19 protein-coding genes are annotated in these 21,075 nt (G+C 45.9%); 8 read left to right on the top strand and 11 right to left on the bottom strand.

The features are described from left to right. Window positions 1–2: 2 nt before the first annotated feature. Window positions 3–1,043, bottom strand: coding sequence for a CNNM domain-containing protein (locus AZI86_RS17310; RefSeq protein ID WP_061836554.1), 1,041 nt, complete (start codon window positions 1,041–1,043; stop codon window positions 3–5). A 193-nt stretch (window positions 1,044–1,236) separates the two neighbouring features. On the opposite strand from AZI86_RS17310, the gene AZI86_RS17315 reads away from it, so the two are divergent. Then, window positions 1,237–2,034, top strand: coding sequence for a dienelactone hydrolase family protein (locus AZI86_RS17315; RefSeq protein WP_061836555.1), 798 nt, complete (start codon window positions 1,237–1,239; stop codon window positions 2,032–2,034). A gap of 100 nt (window positions 2,035–2,134) precedes the next feature. Further along, entirely contained in the window at window positions 2,135–2,545 is a 411-nt protein-coding gene (locus AZI86_RS17320; protein ID WP_061836556.1) for a hypothetical protein, read from the top strand. A gap of 39 nt (window positions 2,546–2,584) precedes the next feature. Here the strand turns inward: AZI86_RS17320 and AZI86_RS17325 are convergent, their stop codons facing one another. The 3 genes from AZI86_RS17325 to AZI86_RS17335 all read right to left on the bottom strand — a co-directional run bounded on the left by AZI86_RS17325 (window position 2,585) and on the right by AZI86_RS17335 (window position 4,181). After that, window positions 2,585–3,031 (bottom strand): hypothetical protein, encoded by a 447-nt coding sequence (locus AZI86_RS17325; protein ID WP_061836557.1) that lies wholly within the window; start codon window positions 3,029–3,031, stop codon window positions 2,585–2,587. After that, a complete protein-coding gene (locus tag AZI86_RS17330; protein ID WP_061836558.1) occupies window positions 3,031–3,258 on the bottom strand; it encodes a glycine zipper domain-containing protein in 228 nt (75 codons plus the stop codon). The genes AZI86_RS17325 and AZI86_RS17330 overlap by 1 nt, the downstream gene beginning before the upstream one ends. A gap of 83 nt (window positions 3,259–3,341) precedes the next feature. After that, the gene (locus AZI86_RS17335; protein ID WP_061836559.1) at window positions 3,342–4,181 is read right to left on the bottom strand and encodes a LysR family transcriptional regulator; all 840 of its coding nucleotides are present in this window, start codon (window positions 4,179–4,181) and stop codon (window positions 3,342–3,344) included. Window positions 4,182–4,273: 92 nt separating this feature from the next. Here AZI86_RS17335 and AZI86_RS17340 point away from each other — a divergent pair, with 92 nt between their 5' ends. After that, window positions 4,274–4,732: a hypothetical protein gene (locus AZI86_RS17340; protein WP_061836560.1), complete on the top strand. Its 459-nt coding sequence runs from the start codon at window positions 4,274–4,276 to the stop codon at window positions 4,730–4,732. Between the two features lie 83 nt (window positions 4,733–4,815). Then, the gene (locus AZI86_RS17345) at window positions 4,816–6,198 is read left to right on the top strand and encodes a peptide MFS transporter (RefSeq protein WP_081111983.1); all 1,383 of its coding nucleotides are present in this window, start codon (window positions 4,816–4,818) and stop codon (window positions 6,196–6,198) included. Window positions 6,199–6,237: 39 nt separating this feature from the next. Here AZI86_RS17345 and AZI86_RS17350 read toward each other — a convergent pair whose 3' ends face one another. The 4 genes from AZI86_RS17350 to fusA all read right to left on the bottom strand — a co-directional run bounded on the left by AZI86_RS17350 (window position 6,238) and on the right by fusA (window position 12,552). Next, the gene (locus tag AZI86_RS17350; protein ID WP_061836561.1) at window positions 6,238–7,836 is read right to left on the bottom strand and encodes a tryptophan halogenase family protein; all 1,599 of its coding nucleotides are present in this window, start codon (window positions 7,834–7,836) and stop codon (window positions 6,238–6,240) included. Window positions 7,837–7,848: 12 nt separating this feature from the next. Next, window positions 7,849–9,717, bottom strand: coding sequence for an OPT family oligopeptide transporter (locus AZI86_RS17355; protein WP_061836562.1), 1,869 nt, complete (start codon window positions 9,715–9,717; stop codon window positions 7,849–7,851). A 141-nt stretch (window positions 9,718–9,858) separates the two neighbouring features. Further along, window positions 9,859–10,293 (bottom strand): hypothetical protein, encoded by a 435-nt coding sequence (locus AZI86_RS17360; RefSeq protein ID WP_061836563.1) that lies wholly within the window; start codon window positions 10,291–10,293, stop codon window positions 9,859–9,861. Window positions 10,294–10,443: 150 nt separating this feature from the next. Next, window positions 10,444–12,552, bottom strand: a complete 2,109-nt coding sequence (gene fusA / locus AZI86_RS17365) for an elongation factor G (protein WP_061836564.1) — start codon at window positions 12,550–12,552, stop codon at window positions 10,444–10,446. 194 nt (window positions 12,553–12,746) lie between these two features. On the opposite strand from fusA, the gene AZI86_RS17370 reads away from it, so the two are divergent. The 4 genes from AZI86_RS17370 to abc-f are packed head-to-tail and all read left to right on the top strand — an operon-like array spanning window position 12,747 to window position 17,575. Beyond that, the gene (locus AZI86_RS17370) at window positions 12,747–14,201 is read left to right on the top strand and encodes a RecQ family ATP-dependent DNA helicase (protein WP_061836565.1); all 1,455 of its coding nucleotides are present in this window, start codon (window positions 12,747–12,749) and stop codon (window positions 14,199–14,201) included. After that, on the top strand, window positions 14,198–14,860 hold the full coding sequence (gene aat, locus AZI86_RS17375; protein WP_061836566.1) for a leucyl/phenylalanyl-tRNA--protein transferase: 663 nt from the start codon (window positions 14,198–14,200) through the stop codon (window positions 14,858–14,860). Before AZI86_RS17370 ends, aat begins: the two co-directional genes overlap by 4 nt. A gap of 52 nt (window positions 14,861–14,912) precedes the next feature. Next, complete coding sequence (locus tag AZI86_RS17380; protein WP_061836567.1) at window positions 14,913–15,731, top strand: S1 family peptidase; 819 nt, start codon at window positions 14,913–14,915, stop codon at window positions 15,729–15,731. Window positions 15,732–15,769: 38 nt separating this feature from the next. Then, window positions 15,770–17,575, top strand: coding sequence for a ribosomal protection-like ABC-F family protein (abc-f, locus tag AZI86_RS17385; protein ID WP_061836568.1), 1,806 nt, complete (start codon window positions 15,770–15,772; stop codon window positions 17,573–17,575). 51 nt (window positions 17,576–17,626) lie between these two features. Here abc-f and AZI86_RS17390 read toward each other — a convergent pair whose 3' ends face one another. Genes AZI86_RS17390 through AZI86_RS17400 form a run of 3 tightly spaced genes read right to left on the bottom strand, consistent with a single transcriptional unit; the run spans window position 17,627 to window position 21,003 of the window. Next, complete coding sequence (locus AZI86_RS17390) at window positions 17,627–18,703, bottom strand: hypothetical protein (RefSeq protein ID WP_061836569.1); 1,077 nt, start codon at window positions 18,701–18,703, stop codon at window positions 17,627–17,629. Window positions 18,704–18,715: 12 nt separating this feature from the next. After that, on the bottom strand, window positions 18,716–20,209 hold the full coding sequence (locus AZI86_RS17395; RefSeq protein WP_061836570.1) for a TolC family protein: 1,494 nt from the start codon (window positions 20,207–20,209) through the stop codon (window positions 18,716–18,718). Next, on the bottom strand, window positions 20,203–21,003 hold the full coding sequence (locus tag AZI86_RS17400; RefSeq protein ID WP_253716005.1) for a hypothetical protein: 801 nt from the start codon (window positions 21,001–21,003) through the stop codon (window positions 20,203–20,205). Before AZI86_RS17400 ends, AZI86_RS17395 begins: the two co-directional genes overlap by 7 nt. Window positions 21,004–21,075 lie beyond the last annotated feature (72 nt).

The raw sequence follows: 21,075 nt of genomic DNA on the forward strand, positions 1-21,075 counted from the left end.
GGTTAGCTCCGGCGCAGCTTTTGTTTGCGCAGCTGCCATTGTTCTAAGGCAAACTTACGCATGTCTTCGACGTTATCAAGTTCATCGACGATCTCAACACCTAGAAGCGTCTCCACGGCATCTTCTAAGCTTACAAGTCCCGCGACGATACCGTATTCATCGACGGCCAAGGCGACGTGCTCTTTTTCTTTGATGAAGAAATCAAGGACTTGCGACACGGTCATACGCTCTGGAATGCTTGAAATCGGGGTCACCAAGTCGCCCACCAGTTTATCGTGTTGATCGTTGGAAAGAGCTTCGTGAATCTTATAGCGATAGGTCATACCCACGATATTGTCCAAGCTTCCCGCATAAATCGGAATACGCGAGAAACGCAAAGGACGATGTTTGGCAAAAACCTCTTCAACGGTTTCGTCTTTTTCTAAAGCGAAAAACACCGAACGCGGGGTCATTATGTCCGAGACGTAAATCTTATCTAACATCAAAAGGTTTTTAATGATGTTCGACTCTTTGCCTTTTAAGGTTCCTTCTTCCATGCCGATTTCGGCGGTCATCAGGATTTCTTCGCGGGTTACTTCAGGATCGTCACCGGTTTTGGCAAAAAAACGTCCGATCCATTCAGACATAATCACCAGTGGATAAAGCAAAAGAATCATAAATTGAATCGCGTAGGCCGAAAACGGAACTAAGGCTTTCCAGTGAGCGGCACCGATGGATTTAGGAATGATCTCTGAAAGAATTAGAATCAAAAACGTAAGGACAAAAGACACTAGGGTGACAGACTCTTCGCCGTACTGGACTTGGACTTGGTAAGCAATCGCCGCGGAACCTAAGGTGTGTGAAAAGGTGTTCAACGTGAGGATCGCCGAAATAGGACGATCGAGATTTTCTTTTAAGTGCTCAAGCAATTTACCGCTGCGTTTGTTCTCTTTCACCAAGACGCCGATGTAAGCCGAAGTCGAACTTAAAAGGACGGCCTCAAGCAACGAGCAAAGAAATGAGATACCGATGGTGAGGAAGAATAAAATGCTAATGATGGTCATGATGTACGAATGCTAAGTGTAAGAACAAGATATTGGCTGGGCCTGTGATATTCCATAGATGTCTTATCTTACCATGGGGGGGGCCTCTGTCTATAACGCAGCGCTATTCTGTTCCATGGCATAGTAGCGTTAGCGGGTTTTGACCGATTCCTGACGGTTTAATAGACTTTAGTCCACTCTTAAGGAGATCTAGATGAAAGCTTTATGGAAAACCACCACCCTTGTTTTGGCCACAATTTTTTCTGCGACGGCAGCCCATGCGGCGATTAAGTCTGAAGCGGTTGAGTATAAAGACGGCAAAACGGTGCTTGAAGGCTACATAGTCTATGACGATTCTTGGACGACCCCAAGACCGGCCGTTATGATTGTGCACCAGTGGATGGGTTTGACGGACCATGAAAAACAATCGGCGGAAAAATTGGCGAACCAAGGGTATGTGGCGTTTGCCATTGATCTTTATGGCAAAGGCAATCGCCCCGGAAATATGGCCGAAGCCGGGGGACTGGCTGGCACCTTTAAAAGCAATCGCCAAATGTTCCGCGATCGTGAAAAAGCCGCTTTTGAATTTCTTAAAAAGAACAAAAAAGTCGACTCTAAAAAAGTCGTTATTGCGGGCTACTGCTTAGGCGGAACCGGGGCTTTAGAGGCGGCTCGTGGCGGTATTCCGGTGGTTGGTGCGGTCAGCTTTCATGGGGGACTTTCGGCCGACAAACCTGAAAAAACGAAGAATCTGAAGGCCAAGTTATTGGTATTGCATGGAGCCGTCGATCCGAACGTTCCTCCTAAGGAGGTCGAAGGATTCATGAAGGAAATGAACGATGCGAAGGCTGATTACCAGTTTATTGCGTATTCAGGGGCTGTTCATGCCTTTACCCAAAAAGAATCCGGCAATGATCCTTCCAAGGGGGCTGCCTATAACGAGGCGGCAGATCGCCGTTCTTGGGTGGCTTTCATGGACTTCTTAGACGAAGTCATCCCCGTTGCAAAATAGTTAGAGACATGAAATTTTGACTCTTAAAGGCCCTCGCTCTTGGCGGGGGCTTTTAGTTTTGGTAAACCTCCTGGACATACAACTCTCTAGGAGCATTTAGATGAAATACATCTTACTTTTCGTTCTTGCGTTTACGGCGTTAACTTTGGTCTCTGCCACTCCTGCTCAAGCAGCAAAATCTAGCAAATCTGAACCGGTAGATACGCCGGATGAAGACCGTGTTTGTTCAAACGAAGACGAAAACAGCCCCGGTTGTTTTGAAGAGTCTTACGAAGGTAACGACCGCGAAGACGAATACGGCGACTTGTTCAGCGCAGCTTACACTCCAGCGAGCGGTGTAAAAACAGTGACTGAAGATCGTGGAACTGTGTTGGTAGTAACAACGACGCGTTCACGCGATGCTTACCAAGGTGATACTTGTGCTTACGTGACTGTTCAGATCATCGATAAAAAGACACGCAAGGTGACAGCTTCTGAATCTATCAACACCTGCGATCAGCAAATTCTGTAATTTTAAAGACTTCAATTTCGCCGAAATAAAAACCGCAGCCTAAGCGCTGCGGTTTTCGTTTTTCTGGCGTCGTTGTTGGCGCTCTTCTAAAAAATCCATGACGACTAAGGCGATGGCATTTTCAATCGGACTGCCGCCTTTGCGGGGGGCTTCCTTCTGAGGATTAAATCCCCCTGAGCTGAGCCAAGTGCTTCGAAGCATGGTGATCACCAAGGCCCCAACAAAAAGCAACGTCATACCTAAATAAACCGAAGTGCCGGTGGTCCACACGAAGCCCTCCGGACTATCAAGCTGGGTGGCTATTTTTGCGATCAATAACGAAAGTCCTACGCAGCTGAGAGCCAAGGATCCGATCGCACAGATGGCAAGGATCGTGATCGCCCGCACGCGCAAAACCACTTGTTGAGTAATGGCCTGGCTGGGGCCACCGAAAAAACTTTTAGCGTTTCCTAAGAAAAATGAAAGCAATGGAATGAGAAACTTCATTAGTCTTCCCCTTTGTAAATGAGGCGCGCGATTAAAAATCCTAAGCCCGCGGCGGCACCTACGGCGATCCATGGATTTTCTTTTACGAAAATGGTGGCGTCGTTTTTAAATTCTAAAGCTTGTTCTTTATGTACGTCAGAAATTTTTTCCGTCAGGGGACGGGTGTAATTTTTCAATTCTTCCTGCAGAAGTTTTTTGATTTCGGCGACCAGCTGATCTCTATCCATGAAGAAGCCCCTTGATGTTTTTTCAAAGGGCTTATCGGTTTAAACTGTTTGAAAGTGAAGCGTTTCTATTCGATGGTCCAGAGCTAAAATTTCTGTGCCGTGACGGCTTCAATAAAGGCTTTCCCCAAGGCCGTCTTACGAAAGTTAGGACGATAGACCAAGCTGAGGGTGTCTTTAAATGGAAGCACCTCGGGATGAGCTTCCTCGATCGAGACTCCGGATTGACGGGCCACGCGTTCAGGGAGGATGGCATGCCCCATCCCTGAATCTAAAAGGCTTGCGACCACTTCTAAGTTTGCGGAACGAATTTGCCGGGAGTAATGAAGGCCCTTCTTTTTTAAACGCTCCATTAAGGTTTGAGTTTGAAAAAGATTTTCATCGACGATCAAGATGTCATGGTTTTTTGAGCCCTTCTTTTTCCAGACGCGCACTTCATCTTGCAAAAGGTCTTTAATGATAAGGTCGGCGTGGGGTTCGGGGTTGATGACTAAACCTACATCGCAACGATGCTCTAGAACCATGTTTAAGATGTTTCGTGAAAGATCATGAATCAGATTGACGCGAAAATCAGGGTGCTTTTTCATCAGGCCGGGCAAAAAGGCGGGCAGCGTGTAGCGAGCAACAGAAGCATGAACTCCTAATTGCACTAGCCCCTTCACCTCGTTTTCTGCCGAAAGGGAAGACTTTTTTAGTTCTTCCCAGGTTTGCAGTAAGTTTTCGGCATAGCGAAGGGTGTCCATCCCGGCCGGGGTTAAAACCACACCTTTTTTAGAGCGCTCAAAAAGGAAAACCCCGAGTTCGTCCTCAAGCTTTTTTATCGTAACCGTGAGGGTGGGTTGACTGACATGCAGTTCCTGAGCGGCACGGCTCATGTTTCCGATCTGGGCGACAGCTTTAAAGTATTTAAGAGACTGAATATCCATATAATTTATTAATCATAAGTATAATAAATCATCAATATTTTTAATGATAAGAATCCGCTAAAAGCTTTCCTAACAAGATGGAGGAGTCTTTTATGAAATCTTTAGTTGTTCTGGGTTTGATATTTTTAAGTGCGATGGCGAATGCCAACACTTTGGTTTCTGAGCAAGTAGTGACTTTGCCGGTGGATCTTTCAACTGCGGGCATCCGCTTAAGTAAGGCTGGCTACAGCGCGCCGACGGTGAAGGTTTTGATTCCGGAACTGGCGGCAGTGACGGTGCTGAATCATCGCAATGAGGGCGAAACCGCGCCGTGCCTGGCGACTTTTCAAGCGATTTTAGTGGAGGAGGTTGTGCAAGGAAAGCCTGAAGTATTACAAGTCCCTGTCTCTATTAAATTAGAAAAGATCTTTGGGGTCATAGAGGATGAAAACGGGCAGAATATCTGCCAAGTGCGTTTAATGGAAACGGTGACTGCCTCCATCCGGGGATTTGATTTTTCTCACGTCCGCTTTGGAGATTTGCCGTCTCGCCATGTGGATGATTGCAAATAAGTTATCTGGTGGGTTCGCGAAAAGAAGGATCTTTTCGCGAACTGCTGTTGACTCTTTATTGAGCAGCCTTCTATGCTGCGATCATGATTAAAACAAAACATCCTCAAGGTCTCTTCGTTCTTTTCTTTACCGAAATGTGGGAACGCTTTTCTTATTACGGAATGCGCGCTCTTTTGGTGTTGTACATGACTCAATACCTCTTTATCGAAATCGATAAAGGCAAAGAAGTTTTCGGCTTTCAAGGCTTGAAATCTTTTATTGAGATGATTTATGGGCCGATGACGAACCAAGCACTTTCGTCACAGCTGTATGGTTTGTATACGGGCTTTGTATACTTCACTCCGTTCTTTGGGGGAATCATTGCGGACCGTTTGATTGGGCAGCGTCGCTCTGTTTATGTCGGTGGTTTTTTGATGGCGATTGGTCACTTCTTGATGGCCATTGAATCTCAGTTTTTATTGGCGTTGTTTTTCTTGATTATCGGAAATGGCTTTTTTAAACCGAATATCACAACGCAAGTGGGCTATTTATATCCAGAGGGCGATGCTCGACGTGATAGTGCGTTCACAATTTTTTATATGGGCATCAATCTTGGCGCCTTCTTTTCTCCGTTTATTTGCGGCACATTGGGGCAAAAAATGGGATGGCATTACGGTTTCGGTGCGGCCGGTATTGGAATGTTAGTGGGACTGGCGGTTTATCACTTTGGTCGTCATCGTTTGCCGGTGGATCGAATCACTCGTCAAAAACAGACTCAAAAAACCGAAGAACAAGAGTTAACCAAACAAGAACTCAAAGGTATCATGGCACTAGTCATCTTGTGTGCGCTGAACATCGTTTATTGGGCGATCTATGAGCAGCAAGGAAATACCATGCAGCTTTGGGCGGAAAATAACACCAACTGGACATTCTTTGGCGTGAATCTGCCATCGACGTGGTACCAGGCTTTCAATCCGGCGATGATCTTTATTTTCTCGCCATTGCTGATGATCTTCTGGGCGTGGCAAAATAAAAAAGGCAAAGAACCTAGCAGCACGGTGAAAATGGGCTTGGGTTGCATTATCAGCGGCTTGGGTTTCGTCTTTATGATTTTGGCAGCAAAAGTTATTGGACCCCAGGAAAAAGGCAGCTTGCTGTGGTTAACCGCAGCCACGGCATTTATCACTTTGGGTGAGATCTATCTTTCACCGATCGGTCTTTCTTACGTCACCAAGGTGGCCCCAGCACGTATGGTGTCCATGCTTATGGGTGTCTGGCTGATGTCGAGCTTTTTTGGTAATTACGCTTCGGGAGTTATCGGCGGATACTATGATGTTTTAAGCAAACAGCAGTTCTTTGTCCTCTTAACAGGACTGGGAATCGGAACGGGCTTAGTCTTTTTGGCATTTGCTAGATTTTCTTCAGTCGAAAAATCTTTAGAAACAGATGCGGAAAAAGTGATCGCGACGCACACGCAGCCTGTTTAAACGAAAAAACCCGTCAGTGATGACGGGTTTTTTATACCTTTAGGCTTCTGTTTCCACGATCCACGTGTCGGGATCTTCAAAAAGCTGACTTAAGATTTCTTGGTCAAACAAGGCATTGCTGTCGAAAAGTTCTTTTAACGTCAAAGCATGCTTCGTAAGCTCATGGTAAGAATCAACTCGGCTGAGATATTCTTCCTTGGTCATCTTGGGCTTTTTTGGATCTTTCAAAAGCTTCTGCCCATAAATCAAAGTGTCATAGCTGTAGCTATTAAAAACCAAAGCTTCCAAAGTCGAATAGGGCGACTGCGTTCCAAAGTTGCTCGCACTTAGTGGCGGTCTTTGGTGAAACAAGTCCAAGATCATCTGGGCATCACCGATATTTGTGTTTTCGCGGCACCACTGCCAATAAGGCGTGTCCAACTGCTTGTTAAACTTGTAGTGAATACCTAAAAACCAACGGAAGGTATCCCAGGTTGCGGCGATTTCTGAATTGATGCCCGCAATCGAGGCGTAGTCTTCAAAATTATTTGGCATCAGCTTACATAAAGTCATAATACTGTGCATGGCTGTTTGGATAGCCGTGGACTCTAAAGGTTCCACAAAGCCATAAGAATTACCGATCGCAAAAACATTTTTATTCCAGGCTTGCGTGTGGCGGCCTGAGCGGAACTCCACCATTTTGTATTTTTCGATATTTCCGTATTTCGCACGAACCTCGGCCAAAGCAGTCGCTTCATCGCAATAGAGTGTGGAGTGCACATAACCGTGATGATTTTCCTCGCGCATAGGAATCGTCCAACACCAGCCATTGTTCATCGTTGTACAGCGAGTGTGTGGACCGATAACACCATTATTGGGCGTATCAAACGTGAGGGCGCGGTTGTTGATAAGGGTGTCCGTAAAGGGGATAAAGTCTGTTTTTAAAGCTTGGCCCAAGATGCGTGAGCGGAAGCCTGAACAATCAATATAAAGATCATATGTAAATTTCTGACCTTCATTGGTTTCAAGTGAACTTACAAATTCTTTTTCATCCAAGTTCACCTTGGTCACTTCGGCATCAACGATGTCGATACCTCTTTCACGAACCACAGTATTTAAAAAACGGATCAGATGTTTATTATCGATATGGTATGAAAATGGAATGCTCGCCAGGAAAGAGCTTAGTTCGCCATCCTCGTTGCGGATGACGGGAATTTTATTGGCATCCATCAACACGGATGCCCAGTTGGCGTTGTTGATAGAGTCTTCGTAATAGTAAGACTCTTGTTGGTGGCCGGCGAAGAAATTAAAATTAAAGTGGTAATCCCCGGGGCAGCCCCAGTCAAATTTGATCCCGAGCTTCAGGGTTGGCTTTACTTCGCGGAAGAAACGCTCAGGCTCAATACCCAAAGTGCGATGTAAAAACGGGACGACCTCGGTCGTTGTCGACTCACCCACGCCGATCACCGGAATTTTACTAGATTCGATGACCGAGGTTTTAATTTGAGGATGCAGTTTTTTTAAAGCCAAGGCGGTAAGATATCCGGCCGTCCCTCCGCCTAAGACGCCGATGGATTTGATCTGCGTCGGTGGATATTTAGGAAAGTTCAAATAACTTAAATCAAAAGCGGTGTCGACAGCGTTGGCGATAGATGACATAAAAAATCTTTCTTAAATCGCGGTTTCTAGCAGGATTAAAATAATGCCGATAATAGATCCCCCGGCGATTACTCCGGCCGCGAGAGTTTCTTGGTTATCAACAAAAGCACGGTATCCAAAGCTTGATTTGTCTTTAAATTTTTGGCGAGCCACCCAGAAAATCAAAGTTCCTAAAGCCATAGACCATGCATCAGTGAATCGCAAAACAAAACCCAAGCCCAATCCCACGCCCGAAAGTGGGAAGCGGCCTTTGGTTTTTTTGTTTAAGACTTCAATTAAGATCCCTAGCACGGCACCCACCATCGCCGCGATTTGAGCGGTGATATGTAAGTTGCTCAGACCGTGAGCTAAAACTTCAGAGACCCCTTTCCAAATCGAAGCCCCGGGTAACGGCATGGTTTCCGAGGTGAACATTGAGATATCGCCATGAAAGATAGAATAAAATACCGGAACGGCAACCAGGCCTCCGGCAAATATCCCTAAAACGTGGCCGACCGCCTGATGGCGAGGTTTTCCACCCAACATGTAAGCAGGTTTGATATCCATTAGAAGATTTGAAGCATTCAATGAAACTTCCGATGTGATCCCGGCGGTCATCAAATTCGTGGTTACATTTCCTGGGGCCACAACGCCGTAAGTAATCTGCGTCAGTTTTCCTAAAGCGCCACCCGGGGTGATCGCAGTTAAGCCTGTGGAGGTCACGGCGATCAAAGTAAAGATAAAAACCAAGGGGATGGCTAGTAACCCCAACCAGTAATGAATTCCAAACCACATATGACCCAAATAAACCGTGATAAAGCCGACGATAGGAATGCCCACGGCAAAAATCCACATTGGCAATTCAATTTTATCCAAAGCATGAGCTTCGCGTTTGCCTTTTTTTACAAAAAGCTTAGAGAAACTTTGCACAATGATTTGCGGCTTAGAAAAGAACGCATACAAAGAAGATGTCGTCATGATGGCCGCACCACCCCATAGGGCCCACATCGTGATCGCTTTAAATTTAGCTTCGGGGATGACCCCCGCTTGAATCAAGATCGGCGCGCAGACGAAGTAATTTAAAAAGCCGCCAATTAAAATAGACATGGCCGTTTTCATATTCATTAAGCCGCCCGTGCCCATCATTACAATGGATGTGTCGAACTGAATGGTCAGATCCTTCATCGGGCTGCCTAAGATTTTTGGTGTCGCAAATTTATAGATGAAATCGTCCCAATAGTGGGGCAGGGCTAAGAAAGATAATTTGATTTTTTCTAAAACGGCATCCGCACGCAAGATTTCAATCAACGCCGAAAGTCCCGCACCGGCCATCATCAGCTTGGCCTTAAATACTCCGGACTTACCGTCATCGGAATGCAAGCTTTCTAAAACCACGCCGGCGGCATAACCTTCGGGGAAGGGCATTTGTTCTTCGTTAATGAAGCGCTTTTTTAAAGGAAACGCAAACAGAACCCCCAGCAAGGCGAGAACCACAATCCACCAAAAGGTTTGCCACATCGGAATCACTTCGCCCGTCACCATCATGTAAGCGGGGATAGAGGCCATCATGGGGGCCGTCATATACCCGGCGCTGGTGGCGATACTTTGCATGGCATTGTTTTCAAGGATCGTCATGTGCGAGCCCAGGCGCATCTTGTCCATCAGTTTAAAAAACGCGAAAGACAAAATCACGGAAGAGATCCCTACACCCAAAGTCCACCCGGTTTTAATCCCGATGTAAAGGTTGGTAAGACTTAAGATGCCCCCTAAGATCATTCCAGTCAGAGCCGATCTTAAAGTCAGTTGTGGCATATCGCCTTTATAGACGTTCTTTAACCACCACTCGTCTTTTTCTTCGAGTGTCATAGTCTGAACTTGTTCTTCGGTGAGTTCTTTAATCATATGAAGTCCTTCTGATTAGAAGGACATTAGCATTTTGCTTAGGCCGGGACCAAAATAAATTAAATATAAAAACTAAATAAGGAAATAAGGTTAACGCCCTCAGTTGCCCACGCGGCAGTGCTTGGTGTCGAGAAAACTTGGTTAGAAATTCTGGCTGTAATTGAAACAACTAGAAATATCTCGCGACCCTAACACAGAACCGTCTTTCGGATCGACTAGAAGGGCCTTTGGTTCAACTTCAGCGGCAAAAGGATAAATTTCTCCGTTCTCGCCCTGAACAAGATACCAGCCTGAGGGGTCTTTGGTTTTGAACGTTAAGCGAAGAACCAAGTCGACACCTTTTTTGGTTTTTACACTGAAGAAAAGATATGCAAGGGGTGAAGGACCTGAGCCTTCCATAACATGAGAGTATAAAAGTCTGTTTAAAGTAAATACTTCCGTTGCACCCAATGCGGCTTGAACAGCACATTTTGAAAATTCATCGTGGTTCTCGGAAGTTCGTAAAGCAAATCCTTGTCCTGATGCCATAGCGGAAACAGCAAACAAACCCGATAATATAAAGATGAGTAGTTTCATAATGCCCTCATTTGGAATCCGATATAGGCACTATCATCATCTAACCGCGCTGTCCAGAAAGGTAAATCCTTTTGTTGAAAAAAAAGCCCCGGTGTTTCCACCAGGGCTTTGAAATCTTATATGATTTTTTAATCCTCCGCGTCCGCGGGATTACTTTTGCTCAGCGGCGCGCTTAGCTTGGTATTTCTTAACAAGTTCTTCTTGGATGTTACGAGGTACAGTAGCGTACTTCGCGAATTCCATAGAGAACTCACCTTTACCTTTAGTCGCTGAACGCAAATCCGTTGAGTAACCGAACATTTCTGTCAACGGTACTTCCGCTTCGATCACGCAGTTGCCGTCGAAAGCAGTTGTGCCCACGATAGTACCACGGCGTTGGTTGATTTGACCAACCGCTGAACCTTGATATTCATCTGGAACAACAGTTTCAAGCTTCATGATCGGCTCAAGAACTGCTGGTTTCGCAGAAGCATACACTTCACGAAGAGCCGCCATACCTGCGATTTTAAACGCCATGTATGATGAGTCGACGTCATGGTAAGCACCGTCTTGAAGAACAACGTCTACGCCAACAATCGGGAAGCCGATAAGTGGACCTTTAACTGTTTGTTCTTTGAAACCTTCTTCAACCGCAGGGATGAATTCTTTAGGAATACGACCACCCACGACTTCATTCGTAAATTTAAATACAGAGCCATCTTCCTGTGGAGGAAGTGGTTGCAATTTACCAACGATTTTCGCGTACTGACCAGAACCACCTGTTTGTTTTTTGTGAGTGTAGTCAAACGGAGTTTCTTGAGAGATCGTCTCACGGTACGCCACTTGAGGTTGACCCACGATAACTTCACAGTTGAATTCACGTTTCATGCGCTCAATGTAGATCTCTAAGTGCAACTCGCCCATACCAGAGATGATAGTCTCATTTGATTCCTCGTCACGGTGAACGCGGAAAGTAGGGTCTTCCTTACGGAATTTTTGAAGCGCTTTAGAGAAGTTATTCGCGGCAGCTTTGTCTTTTGGAGCAACTGCCAACGAGATAACCGCGTCTGGTACGTGCATAGATTGCATAGAGTAGTTGATTTCTTCAGAGCAGAAAGTATCGCCTGAAGCGCAATCAATACCGAACAATGCAACGATGTCACCCGCATAAGCTGTGTCGATATCTTCCATTTTGTCAGAGTGCATACGCACTAGACGAGGAATCTTAACGGCTTTCTTATTCGTTTGATTCGTGATGAACGCACCTTTAGCCAATTTACCTTGGTAAACACGCATGTAGGTCAATTGACCAAATGGAGTTTCCGCAAGTTTGAAGGCCAAAGCCACTGTTGGTTTTGTTGAATCTGGGAACAACTCGACTTTTTCTTCGCCTTTGTTCAAATCCAACGCGTGTTCTTTTTTCTCTGCCGGAGTCGGAAGATAGTAAGTTACGCCATCCAACAAGTGCTGAACGTTTTTGTTTTTAAACGCAGAACCGCAGAATACCGGAACAAGTTTCAAGCTGATCACACCTTTACGGATAGCCGCTTTGATCTCGTCGATAGTTGGTTCTTCTTCCATCAAGAATTTCTCGCCGATACCATCGTCGATGTCAGCAAGAGCACCGATCAATGTTTGACGGTATTCTTTAGCTTGATCCACTAGATCAGCTGGAACCGGGATTTCAGTGATTTTTTCACCGTCTTCACCTTCGTTGATGTAAGCTTTCATCGTCACTAGATCCACGATTCCACGGTGTTGGTCTTCCAAACCGATGGGGATGTTGATCATCACTGCATTTAAACGCAATTTTTCAATCAAAGCGTCTTTAACGCGGAACGGATTGGCGCCTTGACGGTCCAATTTGTTCACGAACGCCAAACGAGGAACGCCGTAACGTTTCATCTGACGGTCAACGGTAATAGATTGAGATTGAACGCCGGATACACCGCAAAGAACTAGAACCGCACCGTCAAGAACGCGAAGTGAACGTTCAACTTCAACTGTGAAGTCAACGTGCCCCGGTGTATCGATCAAGTTGATTGTGTAGTCTTTCCACTGAACTTGAGTCGCAGCAGATTGAATCGTGATCCCTTTTTCTCTCTCTAGATCCATGGAGTCCATTGTTGCGCCAACGCCGTCTTTACCACGAACTTCGTGGATGGCGTGGATTTTACCTCCATAGAACAAAATACGCTCAGACAGAGTCGTTTTTCCCGAGTCGATGTGAGCCGAGATACCAATATTTCTGACCGTATCAATATTCCACTTTTTGGACATATCTTTACCCTTTTCTCTAAGTGTTCTCTTTAGTTGGTCTTTATCGTTACTTTTATGAAAGCATTCGGATTATCACCGAATGCGTCGGAGTGCAAAAGAAGATTCTATAGGAACCACGCGACGCAACGCTACAAGATAATATGTGCACTCGACAGACTCTCGTCAAGGTACCGGTAAAGGAGTACCATATTGAAATGTTCCAACCTGATTTAAGCCGACTTTTACGAGAGAATTTCCCTTTTGATTCCTTCCGGGGGGAGCAAGAATCCATTTTGCGCAAAATCTGGGCAAATGAAGACCTCTTAGCCTTGATGCCGACGGGAATGGGAAAGAGTCTCTGCTTCCAATTTCCCGCCAAAGTTCGTGACGGTTTGGTCGTTGTTATCTCGCCCTTAATCGCTTTAATGCAAGATCAGGTTTATAAAGCGCAAGATTTGGGGATCTCAGCCACGTTTTTAAGCTCTACCTTGACCCGGGATGAACGGGAAAGCCGCCAAGCCCGCATCGCCAAAGGGGAGTTCAAGCTGCTTTACGTGACTCCGGAACGTTTTCGTAAACCGGAATTCCTAGAAGCCATCAAATCCTGCAAGATCCAACTTTTGGCCGTGGACGAAGCCCATTGTATTTCTCAGTGGGGCCATGATTTTCGCCCCGACTATTCACGAGTTGGGGAATTTCGTCAGATCCTGGGAAATCCGCCCACTGTGGCGTTGACAGCGACGGCGACCCCTGAGGTTCAAAAAGATATCCTGGCAAAACTTTTCATTCCTGACGCCGAAATTATTTCAGCGGGCATCGAGCGGCCCAACCTTGGACTGCATGTCCACGATGTTTATGGGGTGGATGAAAAAATTCGCGCCATTATTGGCTTACATCACCAAACCCCGGGAGCGACGATCGTTTATTGCTCGTTGATCCAAACGTTGAAAAAGGTGGCCGGCGCCCTTTCGAGAATGGGATTAAAGCCGTTGGTGTATCACGGGGATCTGCCTCCGCAGGATCGTAAACGCAATCAAAAACAATTTATTAGTGATCCCGCTCCGTTAATGATCGCGACCCCGGCATTTGGTTTGGGAATTGATAAAAATAACGTCCGTCTTTTGATTCACGCCGAAACCCCCAGTTCGCTAGAGTCTTATTTTCAAGAGGTCGGCCGCGCGGGACGGGACGGGGTGGACTCCTTCTGTCATTTGCTTTACGACCAAGAAGACGTCTCGATTCAAATGGAGTTTTTAAAGTGGTCGCATCCCGAACCTGACTTTATTCGCAAAATTTATCAGCTGATCGAAGAAAAGCGCATGCAGGTCGATCAAGAGGGATTTGATTTTTTGCGCGAGCAAATGAATTTTAAAAACCGTCGTGACTTCCGCGCCGAAGCCGCCGTCAGTATTTTAGAGCGTTGGGGGTGTTTAGAAAAGTCCGACGATCCCTTTCCATTTGCCATCGTCCACGAACCGACGGCCGAGCAGTTTGCGGCTGAAAACGGGGTTGAAGTTTTACGCGCGCAAAACACGAAATTGCTAAAAATGGTTCAGTGGGCCACGCAAGATTCGGAATGTCGTCTGAATATGATCTATCATTATTTCGGTCATGCTCATGAAGTTCCATGCGGTAAATGTGATGTCTGCACCACGCGAGGCCCCGAGTGAAAAAAAAGTTCGGCCCTTCATCCGTCGAATTTCCTGACCCACGAGATACTCTGGCGGAGGGAATTATTGCCGTTGGTGGGCGACTGGATGTGGCGACTCTCTATGAGGCCTACTCTCGAGGGATTTTCCCCTGGCCCCAAGAAGGAATGCCGATGTTATGGTTTTCTCCCGAACGGCGCGGGGTCTTAATCTTTAAAGAGTTTAAAGTTCCCGAAAGCTTAAGGCGTTTTCGCCGTAAGCACCCTGAGATCACTTTCACCGTCAATAAAGACTTTCAACAGGTATTAGAAGAATGTGCAAAACAACCTCGCCCCCATCAGCAAGGGACATGGATCACGCCGGCGATGAAGCGGGCGTATTTAGATTTTTTTAATGAAGGTTTTGGTCTTTCGATCGAGGTTCGCGAAAACAATATCGTCATTGGCGGGATCTACGGCGTTTTGGTCGAGGGCGTTTTTAGTGGTGAAAGTATGTTTTATAAAAAGCCCAATGCTTCAAAATTGGCACTTTGGTATCTAGTGGATCATTTGCAATCCCAAGGCCATGAATGGATTGACGTCCAAATGGTGACCCCGGTGGTGGAAAGCATGGGAGGCAAATATGTTGATCGAGAGGTTTACCTCACCATGCTCACGTTACGGCATAAGAATTTTTTTTAAAGACCCCGCCTTGATTGCAATTCCGGCCCAGGATGTGTAAGTACGTTTTTAAATGAAAATTACGAAGTTCTTAGTGACGATGTCATTTATTTTACTGGTGCAGGCGACAAGCTCTGCCCACATGCTTTTTCCCCACGACGGGGTGGCGGTCGACTTAGGCATGCTTCGTCCGATAATTGCCAATGGTGAGGTGGTCCCTCATTCTCTGGACGATCTCCGGGCCATGACGCCCAGAATTTATATCAAAGACACCAGTGAAGGGACCGTTGAAGAAAACTACTGCACGGGACTTTTGATTGCCCCGAACGTGGTTTTAACCGCCGCTCATTGTGTGGCCTCTGATCCCGCAGACCTTTTTGTGCAGGTTTACTTTCGTGAAAAAAAGGTGAACGTTGAAAAAATCCTGGTCCACCCTGATCACGAGCCTTTGCGCTATGAACAGATCAATGGTCGCTTGGAGGCGCGGGGCGGTTATAATGATGTCGCCCTTTTGTTTTTGAATCAGAGTGTAACGTCAGTTACTCCGGCTTTATTGCCAGTTCCGGACTATCGCCTTAAAGACAAAGAAAAAGTGCTCTTAGCGGGCTACGGTTTGTTGGGTGAGCAAGAAAATAAAGCCGGGGAGCTTCATTACGTGAAAGTTTCGGTCGACGAAATCTCTAAAGGACGCTTGCGCGTTTATGGTAAGAAAACTTCATGCAGTGGTGATTCTGGCGGGCCCGTTTTAAAAAGACAGGACGACCGCTGGATGTCAGTGGGCGTAATTTCTTTAGGTGATTGCGAAAGTATTTCGACACAGATGCGCACCTCGGCTTTCACTGACTGGATTCTGAACGAGATCGCGAAGTTCGACTCTTACATTCGTATCTAAGGTTTGCACAATGATACCTAGGCTGATAGCTTAGGCCCATGCTTCTGCTGAATACCCATAAATTAACTAAATCTTTTGCCGGTAAAACTCTTTTTAAAGATGTCAGTCTGGGCATCGAAGACGGTGAGCGTGTTGGCCTGGTCGGTCCTAACGGCGCCGGGAAATCTACACTGTTAAGAATTTTAGCGGGCCAAACCGAAGCCGATAGCGGTGACGTCACAACCAAAAAAGGTTTGCGCATGGGCTTCTTAGAGCAAACACCTACTTTTGGTAAAGACGAAACAATTTTAGACGCCGTTTTGTCTAAAGGCGATTATCACGAAATCGTGGGGCCGGCTTACGAGTGGATTGCTAAACTGGAACTGTCCCAGTTCGGTGATGATTTCAAAGTGGCCGATCTTTCTGGTGGTTGGAAAAAACGTGTGGCTTTAGCGCGCGAGCTGGTGCTTTCGCCAGAGCTGTTGTTGCTAGATGAGCCGACGAATCACTTAGACGTTTCTAGTATCATTTGGTTAGAGGAATTTTTAGCGCAGGCTCCGTTTGCGACCTTGATTATTACGCATGATCGTTTGTTTTTACAGCGGGCCACGAATAAAATTTTTGATCTTGATCCGAAAAATCCTAATTACTTGCTTTCGGTCAAAGGTGGATACCTAGAGTACCTCGAAGCCAAAGAGCAATTGTTTGCGGCCCAAGAGCAAAAAGAAACCGAGATGAAGAACACTCTTCGTCGCGAAACGGAATGGCTTCGTCGAGGGGCAAAGGCTCGTCAAACCAAGCAAAAAGCGCGTATTGAACGTGCGGGCACGCTGAAAGATGATGTTCAGGATATTTCGCAAAAAAACTTAAAGCGTGTCGCAAAAATTGAATTTAAAGATACAGAACGCAATCCACAAAAGTTAATTGAAGCTGATCATGTAACTAAGGGTTACAACGGTCGCGTCTTGTTTAAGGATTTCAGTTTACTTGTTTCGCCGAAAACTCGTTTGGCCTTGTTGGGGGATAACGGATCGGGAAAATCCACAATGATCCGCATGCTTCTAAAACAGGAAGAACCCGACTCGGGCCGCGTGGTGCAAGCTGAACGCCTGAAGGTCGCCTATTTTGAACAAAACCGTGAAACTTTAAAGCCTCAGGTTTCTGTATTAAAGAACATTTGTCCTGAAGGGGACTATGTCCATTATCAAGGACAGTATGTATTTGCGCGCAGTTATTTGGAACGTTTCCTTTTTAATCGCCAGCAGATGGATCTGCCGGTGGAAAAGCTTTCGGGGGGTGAGCAAAGCCGCCTCCGCCTAGCACAATTGATGTTGAATGAAGCCCAAGTTCTTATTCTGGATGAGCCGACCAATGACCTCGACGTCGCGACACTCACAGTCCTAGAGGAGTCTTTGAAGAACTTTAATGGTGCGGTGATCTTAGTCACGCATGATCGTTACTTTATGGATCAGGTGGCTTCGCATATTTTGGCATTTCATCGTGGTGCTGATGGCAATACGACCTTAGAAAATTTCACGGGTTATTTGCAGTGGGAAGAATGGTTTGAAGAGCAAAAGCTTTTAGAAGCGGAAAAGCAACGTGAGGAAACCAAAAAGGAAGCTAAGGCGACTAAGACCGTGAAGCTTTCCTTTAAAGAAAAGTTTGAATTAGAAAATATGGAAGCGACCATTCAAGACTTAGAAAAGTCTTTGGAAAACTTGCAGGCCGAAGCGGCAAAGCCTGAAGTTTTAAGCAACTCTGGTAAGTTGCAAGAGTTGTATGCCAAGATCTCGGACACTCAAGGTAAGCTTGACCACAATTATGCTCGCTGGGCAGAGCTAGAAAAGAAATCACAAGGACAATAAAAAAGGGCTCGATTTACGAGCCCTTTTTAGTTTCAAATGTTCAATTTCTTATTACGGACACTTTGGTCTTGGAGTTGGGATTGGTCCCTTTTCCGGAAGTGTTGGCCATTTTGCGGCCGCCGGTTCAAAGCACTTTTCTTCGTCTTGGACTGGTTCGTTGATCACTTCGCCGTTAGGGCCGACTTTCTTCAATAGAAGGTTGCCTTCGAAGCCGCGAGTCGATGTCCAAGAACCCGTGAAAGCATTTTTCACGATCTTACCTGTTATCGTCGCTTTATAGGAAGTATTGCCAAAGTTCCGTGGTGTACCGTCAATTCTAAACTGCTGAGTATTCGTGCGGTAAGTGAAACCTAAATTCAGAGCCGAATTTTGAGTTGGATCATCCGTGCGCACGAACAAACCGTAAAGAACTGGAATCTCTAGATCTTGAGAGGTGTCAATCCGCATATTGATTGTCAGGGAATACTCTTGCGATTTTCCGTCCAAGACGCTGTTCCCAACGTATTTACCAACCAAAGGCTCATACACTTTTCTTAGTCTGTTATAGTAGGCTTGGTCCGGATTTTCATCTGGAGCGCTTTGTTCAGTAGAGGAAGGTCTTAAGCTGATAGTTCCGCGAGGCGTCGGTCCATCATTCTTAATTGAACCGACAAATGTTTTCGCCGCTAGCGAAATACCTTTTTGGTCAAAGAAGATGGAGTGGATGTCGTTGGGTCCCAAAGTCGCAGGAGCCGCACCGCCACCATTAGCACTTTTCGTAGATTCCACGTTGATAAGCTCAAGTTGCGGAGCCGCTGGATCATAGATGACGTCAAAAGTGACATCGACACCGACCGGATTATTGCGTTTCAACGTCGCACGCGGAACGATTCTGGTGATAGGCTGACCCTTTTCGTCAGTTTTGCCGGACTCTGTCTGAGTCACATAACCGATGGCAAGTTCCACATCATATAAAGTTCCGTTAAAGCGCATTTGGCCTTCATAGTTTCCTACCAATGGATCAAAAATGGCTTTCGTTTCAGCATCATCTTTTGCTTTTTGCGCTTTAATATTGTCTCCGCCGCCCTTATCAAAAGAGCATCCAACAAAAGACATCGCGACTAAAGCTGTTACTAGATATTTTAACATAATATCCCCTTATTACTTATATTCCATGTTGGGAGCATCGTCTGGGATGAGTTCATCGCGAACAGACGCCCACTCGTTCAGAGCGATGGCATAATCACCAAGCGCTCTTAGGTACAAGACTTCAGAGTCAAAGAAGTTATTCATGGCTGTGATCAAGATTGAAATGTCGGTACGGCCTTGAGCGTAAGAACGGTTCAATTCTTGAGAAGCTTTCTCACGGAATTGTTTTTGTCTTAACGAGCTCAAAGTGATGGCGTACAAAGATTGCACGCGACGTTCAGTTTGGGTTTCAATATCCGCGTTTTCTTGCAACTGTCGAGACAAGATTGATGATTGCAAATCGCGGTTCAGGCGATTGTTGATGATCGTTTCTTCTTGAAGTCCAGAACCGAAATTGTATTGGAATTTCAAGCCCACATAGTATTTCGGACGATTTCCAGAAGAAAGATCTGAAAAGGAACCTTCAGCCGTTTCGTCAACGCCGGAAGTGTAAGCTCTGCCGACAAAGTTCAATGTCGGGTAGCTATTAGAGTTTGCGGCTTTTAATGACTCCGCCGCAGCTTCGACTCTTAATTTTTGGGAACGAATGGCGCGCAAATCTTCCACATTTTTTGCTGGAAGCTTCGGAACCGGCGGAATTTCAGTAGGGATCTCAAAACGAATTTCCGTGTTCGAATCTAAAGCTAACATCGTTAAAAGATTTTCCGTATTTTTTAGATAATCTAATGACGTGGTCTTCACTTTTTGTTCGCGTGTTTCAAACTCGGCTTGAACTTGCGGTAAGTCCCCTGGGTTTGAGTAACCCAAAGAGGTTTTTCTTTTTACCGCATCGACCAATTTTTGATAACGATCGCGAGAGTTCACCGCCTCACGGAAAGACTCTTGCGCCACATAGCTGTCCCAGAATTGGCGAAGAGCTTGAAGTACGGCGTCTTCCAATTGGTCGGCACGAGTGATCTCGCTGGCTTTATAACTTAACTCCGCCGCGTTCACGATGCCGCGATCAGCAACTCCGAAGAAGTTTCCAAGCAAAGATTGTTCAAGCGTGATCCCCGCAACATCCAAAGTTTGTTCGGTCGGAGGAACTTGTGCGGGCAGAGTGTCGAATTCCACTTTTTGTGAGAGACGGCTTAGTTCTAATCCTAAAATCGTTCCAGTGGTGAACGGCTTGGTCAAAGAGGCCTTGGTTTGATAGCGATCATAGGTCGCGATAGATTGACTTGTGCCGGTCAATAAAGACGCTTGCTTGTCTTTCTCAAAGCCGGATTCAATCAAGGCTTTCCAGTCATAGTTAGCTAAGACCTTGATGGGATCTAGGCGATAGCGTTGGAATTCCAAGTTAACTTCTTTGGTTTTGTAACCTTGTTTTAAAACCAATTCCGCGACGGATTTTTGGTTTAATGTAATGGTCTTTTTCGTGGATGTAGACGGTGTGGCCACAGGAGTTTGCGCCCAAACAGTTGTCGAGATCGTTGCTGTTAGAAGGGTTAGAAGTGATTTTACCATGTTACTTTAGTCCCCAATTCAAAGTTGTCTTTTTGTAGTGCAAGTTGGCTGTCATCAAGATCGCGTTGTGAATATGTTGTGAACACAGATACTTTATCTGCGACTTTGAAATCAAAGCCTGCTGTTAAGGCGCGGTAAGCCGCACTTTTGGAAAACTGCCCATATGAGCTAGAGCTGGTTTGTGTGTAACGTAAAGAACCGAACTCTGGTGTGAAGATAAAGGTCAACCAGTCATAGCGCTCCCAACGTGCTGCAAATGTAGGCCCCACGCTAAAAAGAGTCGTATTCAATCGGGCATCGTCAATCACCTGACCCGATGGATAAGTCACCGCTACCGATTGAGATGAGAAAGAACCTTTCAGTTGCGCACCAAAATTTAACAGGATGCTGTTCGCATAAAAATCTTGGCTGATAACGCCAAATTCAATTCCCGGCATCAAGGTTTGACCTTGCTGACCAAGATCAAAGGTGTTGTTCAGGTCATTAGTCACGCGGCCTTCGGGTTGGAATTGTTGCGCGGAAACGCCGACGAAATAATTCCAGCTGCGGCCGATCACTTCAGGACGAGGATCTTTCAAAGTCAAAACTCCGGATTCCATTTGAACTTCGGAAGCTTGTTTTTGTTGTTTTCCTAAATTTTGAGATTCAGTCAGGGCCTTCTCGCGTAATGAAACCTCTTCAGCCGGTGCCGTTGCTTTTGGTGATTTCTTTTTTGACGGAGCCGCAAACGCAACAGAAGTGATCGATAAGGTGAAAGTCAGCGTCAGTGTGACAAGGCGTTGTAGGGTCATCATTACCTCTAAGAGTTCGGAAAAAGATCGCAGGTCTAATGCCCGAAAGAAATAGTCTTTAGCTAGGGGTGTGTC

Origin of the sequence: Bdellovibrio bacteriovorus, from assembly GCF_001592735.1 — a bacterium.
GTDB classification, from domain to species: Bacteria; Bdellovibrionota; Bdellovibrionia; order Bdellovibrionales; family Bdellovibrionaceae; genus Bdellovibrio; species Bdellovibrio bacteriovorus_D.